11 protein-coding genes are annotated in these 20,084 nt (G+C 38.2%); 3 read left to right on the plus strand and 8 right to left on the minus strand.

All coding sequences use genetic code 11. From position 1 onward, the window contains the following. Positions 1 to 15 precede the first annotated feature (15 nt). From BACFIN_RS09565 to BACFIN_RS09545, 5 genes are all read right to left on the minus strand, one after another. A complete protein-coding gene (locus tag BACFIN_RS09565) occupies positions 16 to 2,919 on the minus strand; it encodes a golvesin C-terminal-like domain-containing protein (protein ID WP_007753532.1) in 2,904 nt (967 codons plus the stop codon). A gap of 216 nt (positions 2,920 to 3,135) precedes the next feature. After that, on the minus strand, positions 3,136 to 5,127 hold the full coding sequence (locus BACFIN_RS09560; protein ID WP_007753536.1) for a glucosamine-6-phosphate deaminase: 1,992 nt from the start codon (positions 5,125 to 5,127) through the stop codon (positions 3,136 to 3,138). Between the two features lie 145 nt (positions 5,128 to 5,272). Then, the gene (locus tag BACFIN_RS09555; protein ID WP_007753549.1) at positions 5,273 to 6,052 is read right to left on the minus strand and encodes an amidohydrolase; all 780 of its coding nucleotides are present in this window, start codon (positions 6,050 to 6,052) and stop codon (positions 5,273 to 5,275) included. Between the two features lie 12 nt (positions 6,053 to 6,064). After that, positions 6,065 to 6,619 (minus strand): 1-acyl-sn-glycerol-3-phosphate acyltransferase, encoded by a 555-nt coding sequence (locus BACFIN_RS09550; RefSeq protein WP_007753555.1) that lies wholly within the window; start codon positions 6,617 to 6,619, stop codon positions 6,065 to 6,067. 9 nt (positions 6,620 to 6,628) lie between these two features. After that, positions 6,629 to 6,898, minus strand: coding sequence for a hypothetical protein (locus BACFIN_RS09545; RefSeq protein WP_007753557.1), 270 nt, complete (start codon positions 6,896 to 6,898; stop codon positions 6,629 to 6,631). Between the two features lie 380 nt (positions 6,899 to 7,278). Here BACFIN_RS09545 and BACFIN_RS09540 point away from each other — a divergent pair, with 380 nt between their 5' ends. After that, positions 7,279 to 8,694: a family 43 glycosylhydrolase gene (locus BACFIN_RS09540; RefSeq protein ID WP_007753558.1), complete on the plus strand. Its 1,416-nt coding sequence runs from the start codon at positions 7,279 to 7,281 to the stop codon at positions 8,692 to 8,694. A gap of 26 nt (positions 8,695 to 8,720) precedes the next feature. Then, positions 8,721 to 10,805, plus strand: coding sequence for a DUF5695 domain-containing protein (locus BACFIN_RS09535; protein ID WP_007753560.1), 2,085 nt, complete (start codon positions 8,721 to 8,723; stop codon positions 10,803 to 10,805). Positions 10,806 to 10,892: 87 nt separating this feature from the next. On the opposite strand, the gene BACFIN_RS09530 is transcribed toward BACFIN_RS09535, so the two are convergent. The 3 genes from BACFIN_RS09530 to BACFIN_RS09520 are packed head-to-tail and all read right to left on the minus strand — an operon-like array spanning position 10,893 to position 15,638. Continuing rightward, positions 10,893 to 12,647, minus strand: coding sequence for a family 43 glycosylhydrolase (locus BACFIN_RS09530; protein WP_007753562.1), 1,755 nt, complete (start codon positions 12,645 to 12,647; stop codon positions 10,893 to 10,895). A gap of 41 nt (positions 12,648 to 12,688) precedes the next feature. Then, complete coding sequence (locus BACFIN_RS09525; RefSeq protein WP_007753564.1) at positions 12,689 to 14,173, minus strand: family 43 glycosylhydrolase; 1,485 nt, start codon at positions 14,171 to 14,173, stop codon at positions 12,689 to 12,691. A gap of 7 nt (positions 14,174 to 14,180) precedes the next feature. Then, positions 14,181 to 15,638: a carbohydrate binding domain-containing protein gene (locus BACFIN_RS09520; protein ID WP_007753566.1), complete on the minus strand. Its 1,458-nt coding sequence runs from the start codon at positions 15,636 to 15,638 to the stop codon at positions 14,181 to 14,183. 305 nt (positions 15,639 to 15,943) lie between these two features. Between BACFIN_RS09520 and BACFIN_RS09515 the strand changes: the two genes are divergently transcribed. Further along, positions 15,944 to 19,990, plus strand: coding sequence for a hybrid sensor histidine kinase/response regulator transcription factor (locus tag BACFIN_RS09515; RefSeq protein WP_007753574.1), 4,047 nt, complete (start codon positions 15,944 to 15,946; stop codon positions 19,988 to 19,990). The last annotated feature ends 94 nt before the right edge of the window (positions 19,991 to 20,084 follow it).

Raw genomic sequence — 20,084 nt, forward strand, 5'->3', positions numbered from 1 at the left:
AAAAAGGGATATTTTTTATCTCTGCGTAAAGAATCCCAGTATACCTGCCATGATAGTTGCCCGGTCGGCTTCCGATTGTATGCTTTCAAAAGGAAATCCCAATACAAAGGTACGGTAGTTTCCTTTATAAGCGATACCTGCGCTTTGGTTGCCGGGAACGTATGTAAAGACAGGAAATGCCGTATCTACCGGAACGATACAGTCGGGAGCAGGGACGGCATAGCTGGTTTCATTAGGTGCTCTCGGTATGGTAATCGTACGTCCCAACCCGTTAATGCGGTTTGAACTCTTGTCCGTCATGCTGCTTTGATAACCGTATTTTAAGATCTTCTCCGTAAATTCCCGGTTCCCCTGTGTTCCACTCATATCGCTTCCCACGTATGCACCGCTGACAAATAGATTTCCTCCCGACTGGCAATAACTGGTGATGATCCGTTGCATGGCCGAAGAAAATGTTTTGTAGTATACTTTATGGACCGGATCTTCTTTCTCCATTCCCAAAATGTAGTCCACAACCGGATAATCTTCCAGTGTGACTGTACCGTTTTCCACAGCCTCGTCGCTGCATGACACGAAACTATATTTGCCAGCGGCTTGAATCGCTTTTCCATGAATGAAAGGATAGTCGAATGTGTTACCTGCTATTTTCATTCCCTCCAACTCGCTTCCGCTATATCCCAGACTGCCTTCTCCTTCTTTCCCGGCCTGTGCCCGGTCGAATCCTATTTGCGCTCCACTGAATGAGATGTTTGATAAATAAGGAACTCCGGGATCTTGTTCCAGGTCGAATCCTGCTTTGTCAAACGTATTAATGACAGCCGGTCCGCTGACTCTGTCGAATCCGTTGATTATCAATACTCTTTCCCGCTCGCGTTTGGCCTTATAAGCAGAGAGTATCTCGGACGGGAAGCTTTCACCACCCCGGTTTACGGCAGTTACTTTAAAGGAATAAACGAGTCCCGGTTCTATTTTGACGGTATGGGACGTCTTGCTGACTAATGTACCGTTGTCGAAACCACCATAGCCAATGCGTGTGTATACAATGTATTCACGTGGCTGTGCGGTGGGTTCTTGCGGATCGTTTTCACCTTTCCACGAAAGCTCCAACGTATTCTTTTTCTTTCCGAAGCGGATAGTAAAATTGCTGACAGGAAGAGGTTGCACTACATATTCTTTGTCATGCTGGCCGGCAACAAACTGCAAGATACCTTTATAGATGGCACGTCCCACCGTAAACTTGAAATTCGGATCATGTCCCAACTGCATATCGGCAAAGTTCTGATGGGAAAGTAATTCGATAATGGTAGAAGGAGTAGCCGGAAGACGCGTCTCGCTGTAATTGCGGTTCCACATACTGCGTCGTGTCCAAGACAGATTATAACTTGAATATATATCTTTCTGAATCTGAGTGAGTAGAATATCGGCCAAATCCCGTGAGGCATACCGGTCGATTCCTGTGTTCAGTTTTCCATTATTAAAATCAGTGGTGTATATCCCCAATGAGCCGATCAGCTCATCCGTTTTGCTGCATCCCGCATCGCTATGCAGCGCCATTGTCATTTCCAAAGGAATACCTAAACCGGGTTGTTGCGGATTATAGACAGAACCTCCGGATAAATAATTAATTGTGTTGGAGCGTGTATTGATGTCATCCGCATAATCATTTTCACCTTTCCGCCCCGCATATACCTCGTATGGCATTCCCGCCCATTGGGCAGAGTAGCGTGCCCCTTCCAGATAACGGGGCAAACCGCTTGTCTTTCCTCCTCGCTCAATATTTCCCATTCCTCCTCCGAAACGTACCGCATCTGCGCATACTACGCCGTGCTCGCTACTCTCGTTGCTTAGCACTACCATGCCGTAATCGTTATTGCCTTTGTCAAACTCGAATGTGCCCAGATAAACCCAAGTGCCTCCGCCTATCTTTTGATTCACTTTGAATTCGGTCACCCCTCCATTGTGGAAAACAAGATATCTGGCGTCGTTCACGCTATTAGGCAATGTCCGGTAAGAGACATAAACCGCGTATTCTCCTTTTGCCGGTAGGGTAGGCACCCATTCGGCGAAAGCCTGGTCTTTATTCTTCTTCTTTCTTTCGGTCGGAATAAAGCGGCAGGTCCCATCTGTGAAGGGATTTTCTCCATCTCTATAAATCGCCTTCTTTTGAGCGAAGCCTTTTATCGGAGCAGTAGCCCAATGTGCTTTTTTGCTTCCTACTTCCAGATAAAGAGAAGCATTAGGTGTATCGTTGTCCACAATGATCTCATTTTTCTGAGTATCCCGTTCGCGGGGAGTGTAGACGATTGCACCTGCGTTTTCCAACATCGGGATTACGTACGGAAGGACAAACGACTGTGTGAACAGATCTTCCGTTGTGCAAAACAGACGGGGGCGTTGCCATCCCCATTCATTCTTGTCGTTCTTGAAATAATTGCCGTGACTTTGCCAGATTGCGATATGGCGGTCTTGCAATCCTCGTGATATTTCATTGGGGCGTGAAATGTTCTTTACCCACGCTTTGTCTTTATAATCGGTTTTCAAGGACATCCGTTCCTTATCCTTTTTCTTGTTCCGATAAATATTCGGGATAAGTTCCTCAATGGGCTTTCCATCTGCAAAGATAGTGAGTCGATAGTAGTGGACAGGTCCCGGAAGCAGCTCCTTCACTTGATTGTAAACAGCTTCTACAGTCTCCGGTCGAAAAGGCTGATAAGCAAAACTTTCCGAAGCATGGATAGCAATCGTTTTGCGTTCATAATCTATATCAACACTTTTCAGCTTAGGTGTACTGATTTTCGCCGTTGTGGTATATCTGCCGAAATAATCTGTCAATCGTTCTTTTACATTCCTTTCAATGTCCTGAGCAGAAAGGAAATTTACTCCCAATGTAAGGCATAGGAAAAACACTATTATCTTCATACTTGCTGCTTTTTTATACTCACCACAGAGGAAAGGAGGACACAGAGGGGTAAATGTGGAAACTACATAATTCTTTTATTTATGAAGTCCTCTGTGTCCTCCTTTCCTCTGTGGTGAATTACTCCGCAAAAATAAACAAAAAAGAGCGAGAAGTATCCCACTTCCCACTCTTCTTTTATTGTTTTATATTCTCTTAATCAAGAATACCTTCTTTCCTTATAGCGGAATGTATTCAACAAACGCTTCCATTGCCTCGTATGAAGCCAAGCCCAATTTGTCATACAATGCAGCTGTACCGCGATTACGGTCCTCGCTGCGTTGCCAGAACAGACGTTCATCGTTACCCAAGAAAGGAGCGCTTTCCATCTGCGACTGATGCTTCAAGATAGAATTACGTTTTGCGCGAAGTTCTTCCGGGCTGATAGGCACTGCCATTTCAATGTTCTCAATTTCCCATTCGGCCCAGGCGCCGCGATACATCCAGATACGGCAGTCTTTCAGCCACTTGGCACCTTCTTCTTTTTCAAGGTCGATGGCAGCGAATACTGCATCCGTACATACACGGTGAGTACCGTGCGGGTCGGCCAAGTCACCGGCTACGAAAATCTGATGAGGTTTCACTTCACGGAGCAGGTTACGTACGATTTCTACGTCGGCTTCGCTGATCGGATTCTTTTGAATCTTACCCGTTTCGTAGAAAGGCAGATCAAGGAAGTGGCAACGTTCCAATGGAATGTTATTATATGTACAAGCAGTACGGGCTTCACCGCGACGGATCAGACCTTTGATAGTCAGTATGTCACGGCTGTCCATATCACCGTCTTTCTTCGCTTTCAGGAAATTACGTATTTCTGCGTACTTTTCATTGATAACCTGGTCCTCACTATTGTTGAAGATCTGGTTGAATCCGTTGATGAAGTGCATGAAACGAATTACTTCTTCATCACCTACAGCGATATTGCCGGAAGTTTCGTATGCCACGTGTACTTCATGTTTCTGCTCTACCAGACGGCGGAGAGTTCCACCCATAGAGATAACGTCATCATCAGGATGGGGAGAGAAAATAATCACACGTTTCGGGTAGGGTTTTGCACGTTCGGGACGATAGGTGTCGTCAGCATTCGGCTTGCCGCCCGGCCATCCGGTGATGGTGTGCTGCAAATCATTGAAGATCTTGATATTTACATTGTATGCAGAACCATAAAGAGCCAACAGTTCACTCAGACCGTTTTCATTATAATCCTTGTTAGTCAGTTTCAAAATAGGTTTGCCTGTCAACTGGCACAACCAGACAATAGCGCTACGGATCAACTTGTCATTCCATTCGCAGGAAGTTACCAGCCACGGACGTTGGATGCGTGTCAGATTCATGGCTGCCGAAAGGTCAAGCGCTACATGTGCATTGTTGTGAGTTTGCAGATAAGAAGCAGGAATAGTATCGGTGATCGCACCTTCCACACATTCTTTAATCATAGCTGCTTTGTTCTCGCCCCATGCAAGCAGATATACTTTCTTTGCACTGAGAATGGTAGCTACTCCCATCGTGATAGAACTGATCGGAGTATTATCCATTGTTCCGAAAATTCTGGATGCTTCATTGCGCGAGGCGTTATCCAATAAAATCAGACGGGTGGTAGAGTTCAAGCGTGAACCCGGTTCGTTGAATGCGATGTTACCCACACGGCCGATACCCAGTAAAGCAATATCAATGCCTCCGAAACTTTCGATACGTTGTTCGTAGAGACGGCAATATTCAAAGATTGTATCTTTGGCAATACTTCCGTTGGGAGTGAATATATTCTGCTTGTCGATGTCGATATGATCCAACAGCATATTCTTCAAAGCGTTGAAATTGCTGTTGACTGCATCAGGAGCCAATGGATAATATTCGTACATATTAAATACGATCACATTACGGAAGCTGAGTCCTTCTTCCTTGTGCATGCGAATAAGTTCCGTATATACGTGTCTGGGAGAATCTCCTCCCGGAAGAGCCAATACGCAGAAACGTCCGGCTTTTTGTTTTTCGCGGATGGTTTGTGCTATTTCGCGGGCAATGTAGTTAGCGCCTTCTTCTACAGATTCGTAAATGTCCGTAGGAATTTTTTCTAGTCTTGTCAAGACTGATTTTTCAAAAGCATTCTCCGGTCTGTAATATCTGGGGGAGACCCGGTGGAGACTGATTTGAGAACTAAGATTTGTTTTCATAAAGTTGTTAATTAAGTTATGTAAGATTAGAATTCTTACGACTGTATTTTCACGACAAAGATACAAAAGAGGTTTATATAATTAACTACCTGCTTTGCGGTATTGTTGTCGTTTTAATTGGTTTTTAACATTTGTTTGATAGCAACTATGACAGATGAAATTCGTCTGCATCTTTCCATACCGGAAATTTTTCTCTGAATTGACGGAGAGCGGACAGGTTGAGAGTTGCCGTAGCTATTCCTTCCCGGCCGTCGGGCAGCGAGGCTATCTCTTCTCCGAAAGCTGAATAGATTTTACTTCCTCCATTATACTCCAAATGGTAACCGTCGGTTCCTGTCCGGTTGACACCGCATACATAGCACTGATTCTCGAACGCTCGAGCTCGAAGCAACGTATCCCATACCGGACGGCGGGGAATAGGCCAGTTGGCTACATATATCAATAAGTCATACTCATTGTTTATATTTCGGCTCCATACCGGGAAACGAAGGTCGTAGCAGACTTGCAGACAAATGTTCCATTCGAGGTAGGGAAGGATAAGCCGTTTCGTGCCGGCGGAGAAATGTTCGGCTTCCCGTCCCATGCGGAACAAATGCCGTTTGTCGTAATAGAATTCTTCTCCTTCCGGTGTCAGAACAAATGCCCGATTGTAGAACAACCCGTTATCCGTTGCGATATAACTTCCGCAGATGGCTATCTGGAATTGCCTGGCCCATAGTTTGAGAGTGGTAATGGTTTCACCGGAATTAGGTTCTGCCAATGTTTTGCTCTGCATACTGAAGCCGGTAGAAAACATTTCCGGTAAAACAACAATCTCCGTTGTTCCACAGAGACTTTGCAGTTTCTTGTGGAGCAGACGGAGATTTTCCTGTTTGTTTTCCCAAACGATATCGGTTTGTACTATGGAAATACGGATTGAATCCACACTGTTTAGTGATTAAATCTCGCCAAGGGCAAAATTCTCAGGATGTTTTCCTTGAAAGTCCTTGAAATAAAGTTTGATTTCTCTCATGTCTTTATCAATATCTCCCGACGGCATGATGGCTTTCGTTGCCGAAATCATCTTTTTGCTGTAATCGATACCGATCAATACGATGGGTACTTGCGCTTTCAAGGCGATATAATAAAAACCCTTTTTCCAATTTGGATTTGCCTTGCGGGTTCCTTCGGGCGTGATAGCCAAATGAAACTTTTTGCATTCGTTGAAATGTTTGACCATCTGATCCACCAACGAAGTTTTTCGACTACGGTCTACGGGAATCCCACCGACTGCTTTGAAAAAAAGTCCGAGTGGAAAGAAAAACCATTCTTTCTTCATCATGAAACTAGTCTTACGGCCTAAAGCACCGTAAAATAGTTTTCCAATAAATAAGTCAAGGTTCGTAGTGTGTGGAGCGGCGCAAATCACGCATTTATCATAATTGGTTACCGTAACGTTTGTCTTCCACCCCAATAGGCGGTAATAGATAAAGCTATAAATTGCTTTCTTCATTCTGTTTTTTTAGTTCAATTTTCCGATCGCTTCAATAATCTCGTTTACTTTTGCATTAAAGTCTGCACGGAATTTCTTATAAAAACCTTTCACATTTCCCGGTTCGGTGTGACTGATGCGGCATACAAATTCATCCTGCATTTTCAACACTTCCGCCATTAGCTCGTCGGCCTTACTTTTGTCAGTACCAGGTATAAACATACTGTTGATTAAACACTCGGTGAACAATTCTCCTGCGATATAGTTTACATTCTTTTTGAGTTCTCTTCTACTTGCCATAATCTTTACATTTAATGGTGAATAATAAAAAATATTTTTGGTAAAGATAGTTACTTTCTTTGATTTAGGCGAATTATACGGGGAAAAAATAAGATAAGGGAGTTTTTTAATATCTTTTTTATATGTATATAAACATTTCTTTATTGTGGTATTAAATCAAAGTATGGGATATATGATATGAATTAAATTTAGACGTTATTGAATGGAATTTGTCCTGATATTGTATAATGGTATGAATATGTGGAGAATTTTATTTATTTCTATTCCTTTTTGACAGATTATTGAACCTTTGGAATAGATAAAAGGAGTATTTTTACAGTATTCTTATTTCTAGGTGATAAGCAGGCAAATTTTTATCTAAATAAATTAAAAGGAAGACAATGAATTTAAGTTTTTTGATGGAGAAGAGACATTCCTATTTTATATCTATGATATTACTTTGGACGTCTTTTAGTTTGGTGAGTCAGAGCAGTTGTGCGCAAAATCAGGAGAAAATAATATGTAATGGTATTCCTTGGTTTGATGATCAGGGAAAAATTGTAAATGCTCATGGAGCATGTATTGTGGAAGATGCCGGACGGTATTATTTATTCGGGGAATACCGTTCGGATGAAACGAATTCTTTTGTTGGTTTTAGTTGCTATTCGTCCGACGATTTATCTAATTGGAAATTTGAACGTATCGTGCTTCCAATACAAAAAGAGGGATTGTTAGGTCCTAATAGGATTGGTGAACGTGTGAAGGTCATGAAGTGCCCTTCTACTGGAGAATATGTGATGTATATGCATACCGATGATACGAAATACTGTGATCCTTGTATCGGGTATGCCACTAGTAAAACTATTAATGGTGAGTACATATTCCAAGGACCTTTTAAAATAGGGAATGAACCTATCCGAATGTGGGATATGGGAACTTTTCAGGATACCGATGGGACAGGCTATTTGCTGATTCATGAAGGAGATATCTATCGTCTTAGCGAGGATTATCATTCTGCAGAAAAAAGACTCGTGAAGAATATGGCGCCTGGTGGCGAGTCGCCTGCCATGTTTAAAAAGGAGGGCATTTATTATTTTTTGTTTTCAAATAAGACAAGTTGGGAAAAGAATGATAATTATTATTTCACAGCTCCGGCAGTGGGCGGTCCGTGGAAGAAGGGTGGTTTGTTTGTCCCTGAAGGTAAATTAACGTATAATTCACAGACTACTTTTGTCTTTCCTTTGACACATGGAAAAGATACAATTCCAATGTTTATGGGAGATCGCTGGTCCTTTCCTCATCAGGCTTCAGCTGCCACTTATGTCTGGATGCCTATGCAAGCGGATAAGGGAAAACTTTCCATACCGGAATATTGGCAGGCATGGGATATAAAAACATTATCACAGGTGGATGCACTGGATAATGGTCAAATATTATCTCTCCGGAAAATACGATCTGAAGCAGGATGGGAAAGGAGAGGGGAACAGTTGTGCTCAAACTTGAAAAATAGTGTATTGAACATTCCTTTTAAAGGTACGCAGGCAGCTATAATAGGAGAAGCCAATTCTCATGGTGGATATGCAAAGGTGAGTGTACTTAATAGAAAAGGTAAAACCCTTTATTCGTCATTAATTGATTTTTATAGTAAATATCCGGAGTCAGCTATCCGAATCGTGACTCCAAGTTTTATTAAAGGAAAATATATTTTGAGAGTTGAGGTTACAGGAATTTCACCAGTGTGGACGGACAAGACAAAAGCTCGATATGGTAGTGACGATTGTCTGGTTACATTGGATAAAATAGTTGTTTTTGAATAATATATTAATCATGGTAAAAAAATAAAATGGAAAAAGTAAAGAAGATGTTACCTAAGTTTTGTGGCTTCCTGTTTTTCGGAACGATGTGTACATTTGTTTCGGCACAGAAAATTAACTATCAGGTGAATCCTCAAACAGGAGCCTTGCAAACATTAAGTATTGCGAACGACCCACAGAAGATGAACTGGTTGGTAGTTACTGACGGAAGTCAATATCGGTGGGTCAAGGAGAATTATGGATGGGGATTAGGATATGCGACTCAAGTAAAGGGAAATCGGAAAGAAAAAGTATCTTGGGAAATCCCTGCAGAAATGAAGCAAGAAGGAAACGAGCTTGTTTATATGGCAGGTGACATACGTATATGTGTGAAAAGAAAAATGGTAGAGGATGAGCTTATAGAAGAGTATACGTTTCGAAATCAGGGAAAGGATAAGGTGGCACTTGTTGATATAGGCGTCTATACGCCATTTAATGACAATTATCCGGGTTCGCGTACATGCATAAATACACGTACCAATACCCATATTTGGGAAGGAGAAAATGCCGCTTATGTAAATGCTCTTCGAATGGGAGGCCATGCACCACACTTGGGGTTAGTGTTGACTAAAGGAGCAGTTAAAGGTTATGAGATATGGGAGCGTGGCAGAGATAAAGGCAATTCTCATACAAGAGGTATTATAGCTCTGAATTTGCCGGATTTGCAATTGATGCCCGGGAAAGAATATTCGATGTCCTGGTGTTTATTTGCTCATAAAGGCATAGACGATTTTCGTCAGAAACTGTTGGAAAAGGGAAGTGTATTTGTTTCTTGTAATAAATATGTGTTTGAAAAGGGGGAGAAGGCATGTATAGAGCTGGCTGCTGAAACTTCCATTCAGAAATGCGTATTAAAAAATCAGGATATTCATATTCCGATGAAAAAGCGAGGTAACTTGTGGATAGCAGAAGTTAAGATGGATCAATTAGGAGAGAATCGTTTTGATATTTTTTATGGGAAGGGAAAACAAACGCACGTAACTTGTTTGGTTATTGATAATGTGGACAGCTTGATAAAAAAACGGGTTGACTTCATTTGTGACCATCAGCAGATGAAAGAGTCCAATACACGTAAAGATGCTTTCATGGTTTATGATAACGAAAAGAATGAAATATATTTGAATAATACTCGCAACTGTAATCCTGTTGATCGGGATGAGGGTGCCGAACGTGTCGGAATGGGAGTTTTGTTGGCTAAATATTATCAGCTACATCCTAATGATCATATAAAAATAGCTTTGTTGAAATATGCAAAATTTCTACGTAATAGATTGCAGGAAAGTGATTACAAGACATTTTCTTCTGTTGATCGTAAGGGAAGAAATAGAGCATATAACTATGCATGGGTTGCGGATTTCTATTTTCAAATGTACAAAATCACAGGAGACAAGCAATATGCAGTAGATGGCTATATGACTTTACGGTCTATGTTTCGTCAGTTCGGGCATGGTTTTTATGCTATAGGGATTCCTGTGCATTTAGGGTTGCAAACATTGAAAGCTGCCGATATGGATGTTGAATATGAAACTCTGAAGAATGATTATATACAGGTTGGAGATACTTTTGTGAAAAACGGACTGAATTATCCGGCAAGTGAGGTTAATTATGAACAAGCAATTGTAGCTCCCTCAATTATCTTTTTGTTACAGCTTTATATGGAAACGGGAATTCAAAAATATTTAGATGGAGCTAAACAGCAAATGCCGACATTGGAAGCGTTTAATGGGAATCAACCAAGTTATCATCTGAATGAAATTGCAATCCGGCATTGGGATGGTTACTGGTTTGGAAAACGGGAGATGTGGGGAGATACCTTTCCTCATTATTGGAGTACATTAACAGGAGCTGCTTTTTATCTGTATGCACAATGTGTTGGAGACAATACTTATAAAAGACGTGCCGAAAATATTGTAAGAAACAATCTTTGCCTGTTCTTTGAAGATGGTAAAGCCTCTTGTGCTTATATCTATCCCAATAGAGTAAATGGCGTGAAAGCCGGATTTTATGATCCTTATGCTAATGATCAGGATTGGGCATTAGTTTATTATCTATTAGTGAATAAGGATATTTATTAGTGAGTGATAGCAAGCTTTTTAGATAACAATAAAGCCGGTTAATGTTTGAAGTTAACCGGCTTTATTGTGACTTTATCTATTTACTTGTTATTCTGGGATACCCAAAGCTGTAAATTCGTAAATGCCGTCAGCCCACATTGCGGAATTACCTTTATGTACATTGACAACACCATAGATGCGTAGACGTAAATATCTATAGGCTGTAGGATCTTCTACATTCAGAATCAGAAATCCCACTTGCCAATTTGTTCTACCATCCACAAGCATTTTGTAACTTTTGCCATCCGGACTCCCTTCAATTGTGTATTTATAGGCTGCTTCAGAGCCATTGACTAATCTTGTGGAAAGATTAATTTCTGAAATTCTAGCTTTTTTCTGCATGTCTACAGTGAACATATAAGGTGTACCTATAGTAGCATTTGAACTTTTTTGGAAGTAAGTAGAGGAGTCTAAGCTTGCTCCATCCGTAATACAGTCAGCTTTGACTCCTTTTGCTCCAGATACAGCAGATGTAACAGGAACGTTTAATGTCAAATTCTTACCATTTTGTACAGGGATAATTCCATAATTGTCATTGAATTCCAAATATCTGTAATAATCCATGGAAGCATACCCTTTATTAAATGCAGCAATAGAGATTCTGGGAAAGTTACCGTCCGGAGTTTTATATTTCCGTTGTGCCCCCCAATGATAGCTCCATACTCCATAAGTCGTTCCTACTTTACTAATTCTGTTAAACTGTGCATCAAAAGTTGTATTATTACCGATTTCTCTTATAGGTGTCCATTCACCTGCCAAGTCAGTTGTTGAGGTATACATCGTTTGGCTTGGATACCATCCGGAAGCCTTTGAACTGAAGAAGTAGTATTCTCCGTCTTTTTTGATAATTGCAGGAGTTTCTCTATGTAATCCTTTGCATATTGTATTGACTAATTCGACTGGTTTTGTCCAGGAGGCATCCAATTTATATATATTTATATCACTGTTTGTGTTAGTGGCAGAAAGAAGATATGCCGTATTATCATCATCAATAAAAAGCGATTGATCTCTTGAATCATGTCCTAATGGGCGTTCCATAGTACCTACTTCAAGTTTACCTTTAGGGGTAATTTGCGCTAGATAGATTTTAGCTGCTGTGTATCCATTTTCATCTTCATAATGCGAAGATAATACGACTTTTCCTGTCTTTGGATTATATCGGAACGCATTACCTTCCATTTTGACATTCGGATAAAAGGCCAACTCTCTAGGAGTACTCCAACTTCCATTTAATCCTGTTTTAGAGTAACTTTCAGTGACTAGCCATCCTTTGAGTTGTTGTCCATCAACAGTCTTCTCCGTATTTTCTATTTTATAGGAAAAATAAAGGTTACCGATTTTCATTCCTCCTGGTTTATTTGATGATTCTGTAGTAATGTATTTGCCATTCAGATTATCATAAACTTTTCCTTTTCCACTAGGAGTGAATGTCGTAGCCTGTTGAGATTCTGCAGTTGCTACTTTTTTCCCGTCTTTAAATGCTTCTACATAGTAGGTAAAAGTTTTACCGACTGCTAGATCATAATCGTCATATGTATTTCCTTTGGCTTCTCCGATTAAGTTGCTATCCCTGTATATTTTATAAAGGTTTGCATCTTCCCGTTGCATCCAATTCAGCTTAACATTTCGGACTTCTGTCTCGCCTGCAAGTTTGAATACAGTAGCTGTGACCGCCCAAGTATTAATAGCTCCGGTATTTTTTTCTTTCGGCTGAGCTGCTACAGAGTAAAACATTGGCAAGCTGTATAACCACATAACAAAGAATAAGAAACAAACTTTTGTCTGTTGACTTTGGGTATTCATAATATAATTGGATTTTATTATTTGAAATGCAACTGGAACAGTTATCTATCCCCCATTAGTTTCAAATTATTAGTTCTATAAGTTGCAGAAAATAAATCAGCTTCTTTGTATTTATATCTATTAGAATCAAAATATACCGCGAAATCCTGCATTAATTTTTTTGAATATTCTGTAAGGTACAGGTTTGTGCCATTAAATGTATTTGAGCCAGAAACAGTTATGTATTTCTTATCTTTAGCATTTTGAATTAGATAGAAACCATCTTCTTGTAAGTTGAATATCCAACATTGTACATCATCTTTCTTTTCTGGATTCAGGCGCAAAGTGCCATACATTGATTCTAAATATTTTCCGGTTTTAATATCCTTTAATTTATATACATTCGGATTTTGAGTTTTGATAAACTCAAAATTTATGTTGATCTCATCGTCATCATCAGCTATGCTAAATCCATTAACAGGTTTTGAAATCAGACGATCGGATGTTTTTTCTAATAATGCGTATATATTGCCGGATATAATACTTTCTGCTCGTTTATAACGGTACATGTTATCAAATACACTTAAATTCCAGTTGTCATACCATTTAACTATAGGATATCCGGAACGCATACTAATAGGCAACCATACAAGATGTGACTTTTCCGGACTATTTCGATTCCAGCGATCTCCCATGTAGATATATGCTTTTTCTTTGTTGGGTAATTGGAAGACATAATTGCTTTGTGAGTTGTATGTGACTTGCTTTAGTTTGTCAACAGCAAAGTTTGCTCCTGTACTCCATTCACCTAAAATATTAAAAGTATAGGCGGTTCTTCCCGGATTAGGATCCCAACCTGTGCACCCGGAGAATACTCCATAATAAATATCTCCTACCTTAAAAATGGCAGGTGCTTCATATTTAAGTTCTTTTAGAATCTTGGTTTCAGTGGAAGTAGGTTCCAGAAAATCATCTTTAAGTAGAGAGATATTTATATTAGTATTCATATCTGTTGAACAGAAGTGGTATGCTTTTCCATCTGTGTCTACGAATAAAGTCTGATCACGTGATTCATTTTTATTAGGGCGGAAAGTTTTATATAATTTATAAGGACCTTCTATTTTATCGCTAGTGGCTACGCAAACCCGTGCTGCGCTATAATCACCATTGTTTGCTTCCCAATGACTCCACATCACCCATTTTTTTGTTTTAGGATTATAGATTACCTTGGGGCGTTCGAACAGACGTCCGTGTGATATGTCGTTCAAATCGTCTTTGGGTTCTCCCGTAGTTTTTAAAGAAAGGCCAAGGCGTTTCCAATTATATAAGTCTTTAGACTGGTAACAACTTACTCCATTTGATATGAAACCGGTTCGGTCTTCTCCAAATAAATAATAAATTCCATTTTCAAAGACAACGCATCCTCCATGGGCATTGATTTGTTCTCCATCTATATCATTCCACAAAATACCCGGATTAATCTGGGTATTTTGTGAAAATGTTAAAATGGATGAGATAATAAAGCTGATAAATAAAATGATTCTCATGTTTTTATTACTGATTCTTTATATTAATTGTTATTTCAGGTTGTGTAGGGGCATAGGCACCGGATTCATCAATAGCGAAGTATTCTATATCTGCAGTGTTATCCACGAAACCAAATTTAGGTGAATAAGTGCGTGATACTCCAGTAAGTTTGGCATTGTCCACACAAACAGCGCTGATATCATTTCCCCAGCCTCCACGTCCTACAGTGAAAGATACACGTATCTGTTTGCATGTGGCAGAAGTTGTATAGTCCATTGAATAAGTTTCCCAATTGTCACTAGCTATTTCAGTGATAACTTTTTTCTCTGGATCTTCGACTTCTTCTATAATCATTTTACCTGTGAGTTTTCCTTCTTTCTTGGCTATTCCTCCCTTTAATAAGGCAGATAATGTGTAAGTTTCGTTAGGTGCAACATCTACCACTTGCATTAAAATACCATCACTCCAACCTGTTGCCCATTTGTAAGGTCTGATCTCAAAAATGTGGTTATCCAAATCCTGATTGTTATCTATTTCTTCTGGAAGAATCTGTTGTTCTGAATTCCAACGGTCACCAATAACGATATCCCATCCTTCAATTCTAGTAGCTAATTTCGTTTCTGGATTAATGTCAAATTCTCCTTCAAAGTTCGGATTCTTTAATAGATTCTCTACAGCTTCGCCAACTTCTCCTGCAAAATAGGGTTGTGGAGCATAGTCCATAATGCGAACAGAATCCACAGGAATTCCATCTCTATAGATAAAGGCGCGATTGTCTGGCGTTATGGCAAAGCGATAAGTGTGTGCTTGGCCATCATGATTATAGAACTTACCTTTTCCTCCTGTTTTCCCATTTGTAGCCGGATTGTTGATCTCTTTTTTATATGCATTAAACAATCCGATTTCATTAGAGGTGATATATGCTTTAAATCCATAACCTTTTTCATTTACGAAATAAGGATAAAAACTTTTCTCCGAATCATCTGTTTTTATTCTGAATTCAATTGTATATCCTTTAGTGTTGGGAGTAAATTTTTTAGTGAATTCTGTATCATTTCCTTTCATATAAACAGGAGATGCAGCAATCTCTTTTACAGGAAGCTCCGTTCCATATCCTTTTACACTTACATAAGAACGGGTATCTCTGCTTCTTAGAATGATTTTTCCTTCAGTCAGTATTTTAGTACTGTTCAGGGTTACGGTTACTTTTTGTTTTCCTGAGTTGGCTGGTATTATAGTTGGAGTTACAGTAAATCCATTCGGAGCAGTAATCGTTATTTCTTTTCCGGGTAATGCTTTAGAATCTACAAAGAAGGAAGATGACTCATTTGTACCATTGATTGTTAATGATGGCAGATGCTCATCTGTTGGTGTTTGTACTGTTTCTTTAGGTTCATCTTTAGGCTGAACTGCATAAGTGGCTGCTGTACTAATTACTAGTAATGCCATTGATAGGAACATGATTTTTACATATCTCTTTTTCATGATACAGAAATGTTTTATAAGTTAATTGTTTAATGATTGAATTTTTGTTCAAAACGCCATTTATTTATTTTTCGTTTGCAAAATTGCAGAATCCTATTTAATTAGGAGTACTATAATAAGTCAAATGCGTTTAATTTTGAATTATCTATTTGATAAAGGGCAAAAATCGTTCAGAAAGGTTTAAAAATCGACCACATGTATCTTTGTTAGCCTTTTATTAGTATATTTTAAGAGATTTGAGTATCGTTAAAAGCTTCTTTTGTTTAATATTGCATCAGAAATACATCTTTATACTGAGTGTTACTATGAAACACAAAATGAAATTATATATAATACTTGTTTTTATTCAAATGCTCTCATGTGCTTTTGCACAACAAATGTCGGTGACTACTCTTCCATTAAATAATTATTTGCCTTCTAGTACTGTATTACGGGTTCATTGTGACCGAGAAGGTTTTTTGTGGTTGGGAACTAAAGATGGCCTATGTCGTTACGATGGTTATCGGGTATTAGTCTTTCGTTCCGGATTAAAGACTCCGGATCTTTTAACGAATAATGAAATTACTTGTATTACAGAGAATAGGAATGGGTATTTATTTATAGGTACTAAAAAAGGGATTAATATTCTGAATAAGAGAACTTATCAAATAACTCCAGTTGAACATAATGAATTGAAGGATCAAGAAATTAGAACAATGATTGTAGATAGTGAAGGGTGGATTTGGATTGGAACATTGACATCTGTATTTCGTTGCTCTGCCGATTTTTCTTTTTGTAAAAGATATGATTCTGCTTTACCTGTTACTAGCGTGAATTCTATATATGAAGATGCTGATAAAAAAATTTGGGTAACTTTATGGGAGAGGGGATTACACCGATATGATTCGAAAAAGGATACATTTGTTGCTATGCCTCAGATCGGAACATTAAATAACCCGTTTAGAGTTTTTCAGGATGATAAGAAACAGCATTGGATATTGACTTGGGAAAGTGGAATTTTTTTGTTTAATCCTGAAGAAAAACAGGATTTGATGTATAGGCATGTAGATATAAAAAGTGATGAGCATTGGGATGAAAGTGGTTGTTTTAGTATAACTCAAGATGATAAGTATGGGTATATATGGATTGTATCTACACAAGGTCTTTATGCTCTTCAAAAACGTCCGGGAGACGTGATAAATAGTGTTGATATATCTTCTATATCTTCTAAATTGAATAATATTTTTAGTGAGATAGTAAAAGATAAATCTGGTAATTTATGGATTGCAGCTTTTAACGAAGGATTGTCCATGATTGATTTAAATAAACCTTTAATTCAAAACTATTCTTTTCCTTCTATTCGTGAAAAAACTGGTTTTATCACAAATATAAAAAATATTTATGAAGATGGTGATGGTGATCTGTGGATTGACCAAAATCGTTGGGGAGTAGGGATCTTCAATCCTGGAACAAATAAACTTCAACTTTATACAGATATTCCTTCTTTGAAAAATGTGCCCAATTTGAGAAATATTAGTTGTATCATATCTGTTCCATTATTGAATGAAATTTGGTTGGGATCTGAATATTATCCGGAAATTTATAGAGTGAAAAAAGAAAAGGATAGGATAGAACTATTAGGGACCTTAAATTTGAGTAACTATGCAGATAATCCGGGATTTCCACGCATTTTTTATGAAGACAGCAAACATAATCTTTGGGTTGTAACAACTAAAGGTATTTTGGTTAAACCAGAAAAAGAGAAAAATCTTCAAGATACAAAATTTCCGTCAATGGATATAACTGGGATTGGGGAAGGCAAAGACGGAACTTTATGGATTGGTACAAGAAAACAAGGTGTATATAATGCTATAGTGTCTTCTAATCTGACATTTGAAAAGAAAGGTTTAAAAAATCTGACTACTCAAACAGATAAATTGGTTAGTGATAACATAGGAGCAATTTGTATAGATGATAATGGCTTGGTGTGGATGGGGAGTCTGGATGGTGATGTGTTTACATATGATCCTCGGACGAAGAAAGTTGAAAACTTATCCAATATGTTTGATATGCTCGAAGAAGGTATTTTTAATATTATAACAGATCAGTTAGGGCATATTTGGATTTCTACCAATAAACGAGTTATTGAGTATGATCCTAAAAATGGTGGTATTATGGATTACTCAACAATGGATGATGTAATGGTAAACTCATTTATGCCTAATTCTTATTTGAAAACTCGTTCTGGAAAAATTCTTTATGGAGGAAATAAAGGGATTTCGGTATTTACTCCTTATGAACATTTGTCTGATAATCCTCGTAGAATTAGAGCAATGGTGGCAGATGTGAAGATAGATGGTGTCTCCAGTCTTTTGGAAAAGGATAATCAACGTTTCAATTTGAGGAGCCAGACTATTTCTTTCGATGCGGGAGATAAGAATATTGAGATAGATTTTTCTTCCTTAAACTATGCATTTCCAGATAAAATTAAGTATGCATATAAGATGGAGGGGGTTGATGATGATTGGGTGTATGTTAGAGGCGACCGTCAGTTTGCATTCTATAATCAGCTTCCTAAAGGTAAACGGACATTTTATTTGAAGACAACAGATACAAATGGATTGTGGAGCAATTATATTGCAGAAATTCAAGTATCTAAGGAACCTGCGTTTTATGAAACTTGGTGGGCTTATATGTTCTACGTTGTGTTGGTTATTTTATCTTTATATCTTTTTTTTCGAAGAATGAAGAGACGTTTACAATTACGTCATGAGCTAAGGATAGCACAAATCGACCGAGAAAAATCAGAAGAACTGGTTCAGACTAAATTACGTTATTTCACAAATATCTCACACGATTTATTGACTCCGCTTACTATCATTACATGTTTGATTGATGATGCAGAGATGACGAATGGTAGTCGAATCTCTCAATTAAGTATGATCCGTTCCAATGTGAACAAATTGCGAAGATTATTGCAGCAGATTCTGGATTTTCGTAAGGTGGAAAGTGGAAACATGAAGTTATCTGTTTCGAAAAGTGATATTGTTTCATTTATAGATGATGTATGCAAGGTTAATTTTGCGCCATTAATAAGGAAAAAAAGTCAAACATTTATTTTTTCTACAGAAGACAAACATTTAATAGCTTATTTTGATAGAGATAAGATCGATAAAATTGTATCTAATTTATTGTCTAATGCTTGTAAATATACAAGTGAGGGTGGGGAAATAAAATTAATAATGAAATCCTATCAGGAAGCTGAACACACTCATTTACGTATTCAAGTTGTTGACACAGGTGAGGGTATTGCTCCTGGTGATTTGGAAAATATCTTTAAAAGGTTTTATACAGCACATAAAGGAGACGAAAGTGAATCTAATGGGATTGGATTATCATTAACAAAAGATTTGGTTGAATTGCATCATGGAACGATAGAGGTAGAAAGCGAACTAACTAAAGGTAGTACTTTTACTATATATTTTCCTATTGATAAAGACAGTTATCAAGAAAATGAGTTGATAACAGGAGAAACTCCGGTTAATGATAAAAAGGCGGCTATGATTTTTGAGCATGAGGACTTAGAAAAGCCAGGAGTAGTCGAAGATGTACAAGTCAATGACAATCATTTATTATTGGTTGAAGACAATGAAGAATTATTGTACCTTATGGAGAAAATTTTATCCAGACAATACCATGTTCTCGTTGCAAAAAATGGGCTGGAGGCTTTGGATATAATAAAGGATAATGAAATAGATATTATCATAAGTGATGTGATGATGCCTGAAATGGATGGCTTGGAATTATGTCGTAACATAAAATCTAATTTGGAAACCAGTCATATTCCTGTTATTTTGTTAACGGCTAAAAATACGGCGGAAGATCGTATTGAGTGTTACAATGCAGGAGCAGATGGATATATATCCAAGCCGTTTGAATTAAAAATACTGGAAGCTCGTATTAATAATTTTATAATTTATAAAAAAAGTAAGCAAGAGGAATTTCGCACTAATGTAGAAGTCGATATTGATTCTTTGGAGACTTCTTCCATTGATAAAGATTTTCTTGATAAGGTTGTTTCTGTTATAGAATCTAATATGGTAAAGGGAGATTTTGATGTTGTTCAGTTAGCGGATGCTTTGGCTGTATCCAAATCTACGCTTTATAGAAAGATGAAAATAGCGACAGGATTGTCACCGATTGAGTTTATTCGGAACATAAGATTAAAGTATGGTAGCCAATTATTGAAAAACAAATCAATGTCTATTGCAGAGGTTGCTTATGAATGTGGTTTTTCTAATCCAAAATACTTCGCAACTTGTTTTAAGGAAGATTTTGGTGTAACTCCCAAAGAATATCAAAAGTCTTGTTAGAATAGAAAATGTATGAGTCTATAAGGATAGGTACGTATCTTAATGTAAGGTGTGTACCTTTCTATATATAAGTTTCTTTTATACCCTCTGCATG

The sequence above is a fragment of the Bacteroides finegoldii DSM 17565 genome (assembly GCF_000156195.1).
Classification (GTDB): Bacteria; Bacteroidota; Bacteroidia; order Bacteroidales; family Bacteroidaceae; genus Bacteroides; species Bacteroides finegoldii.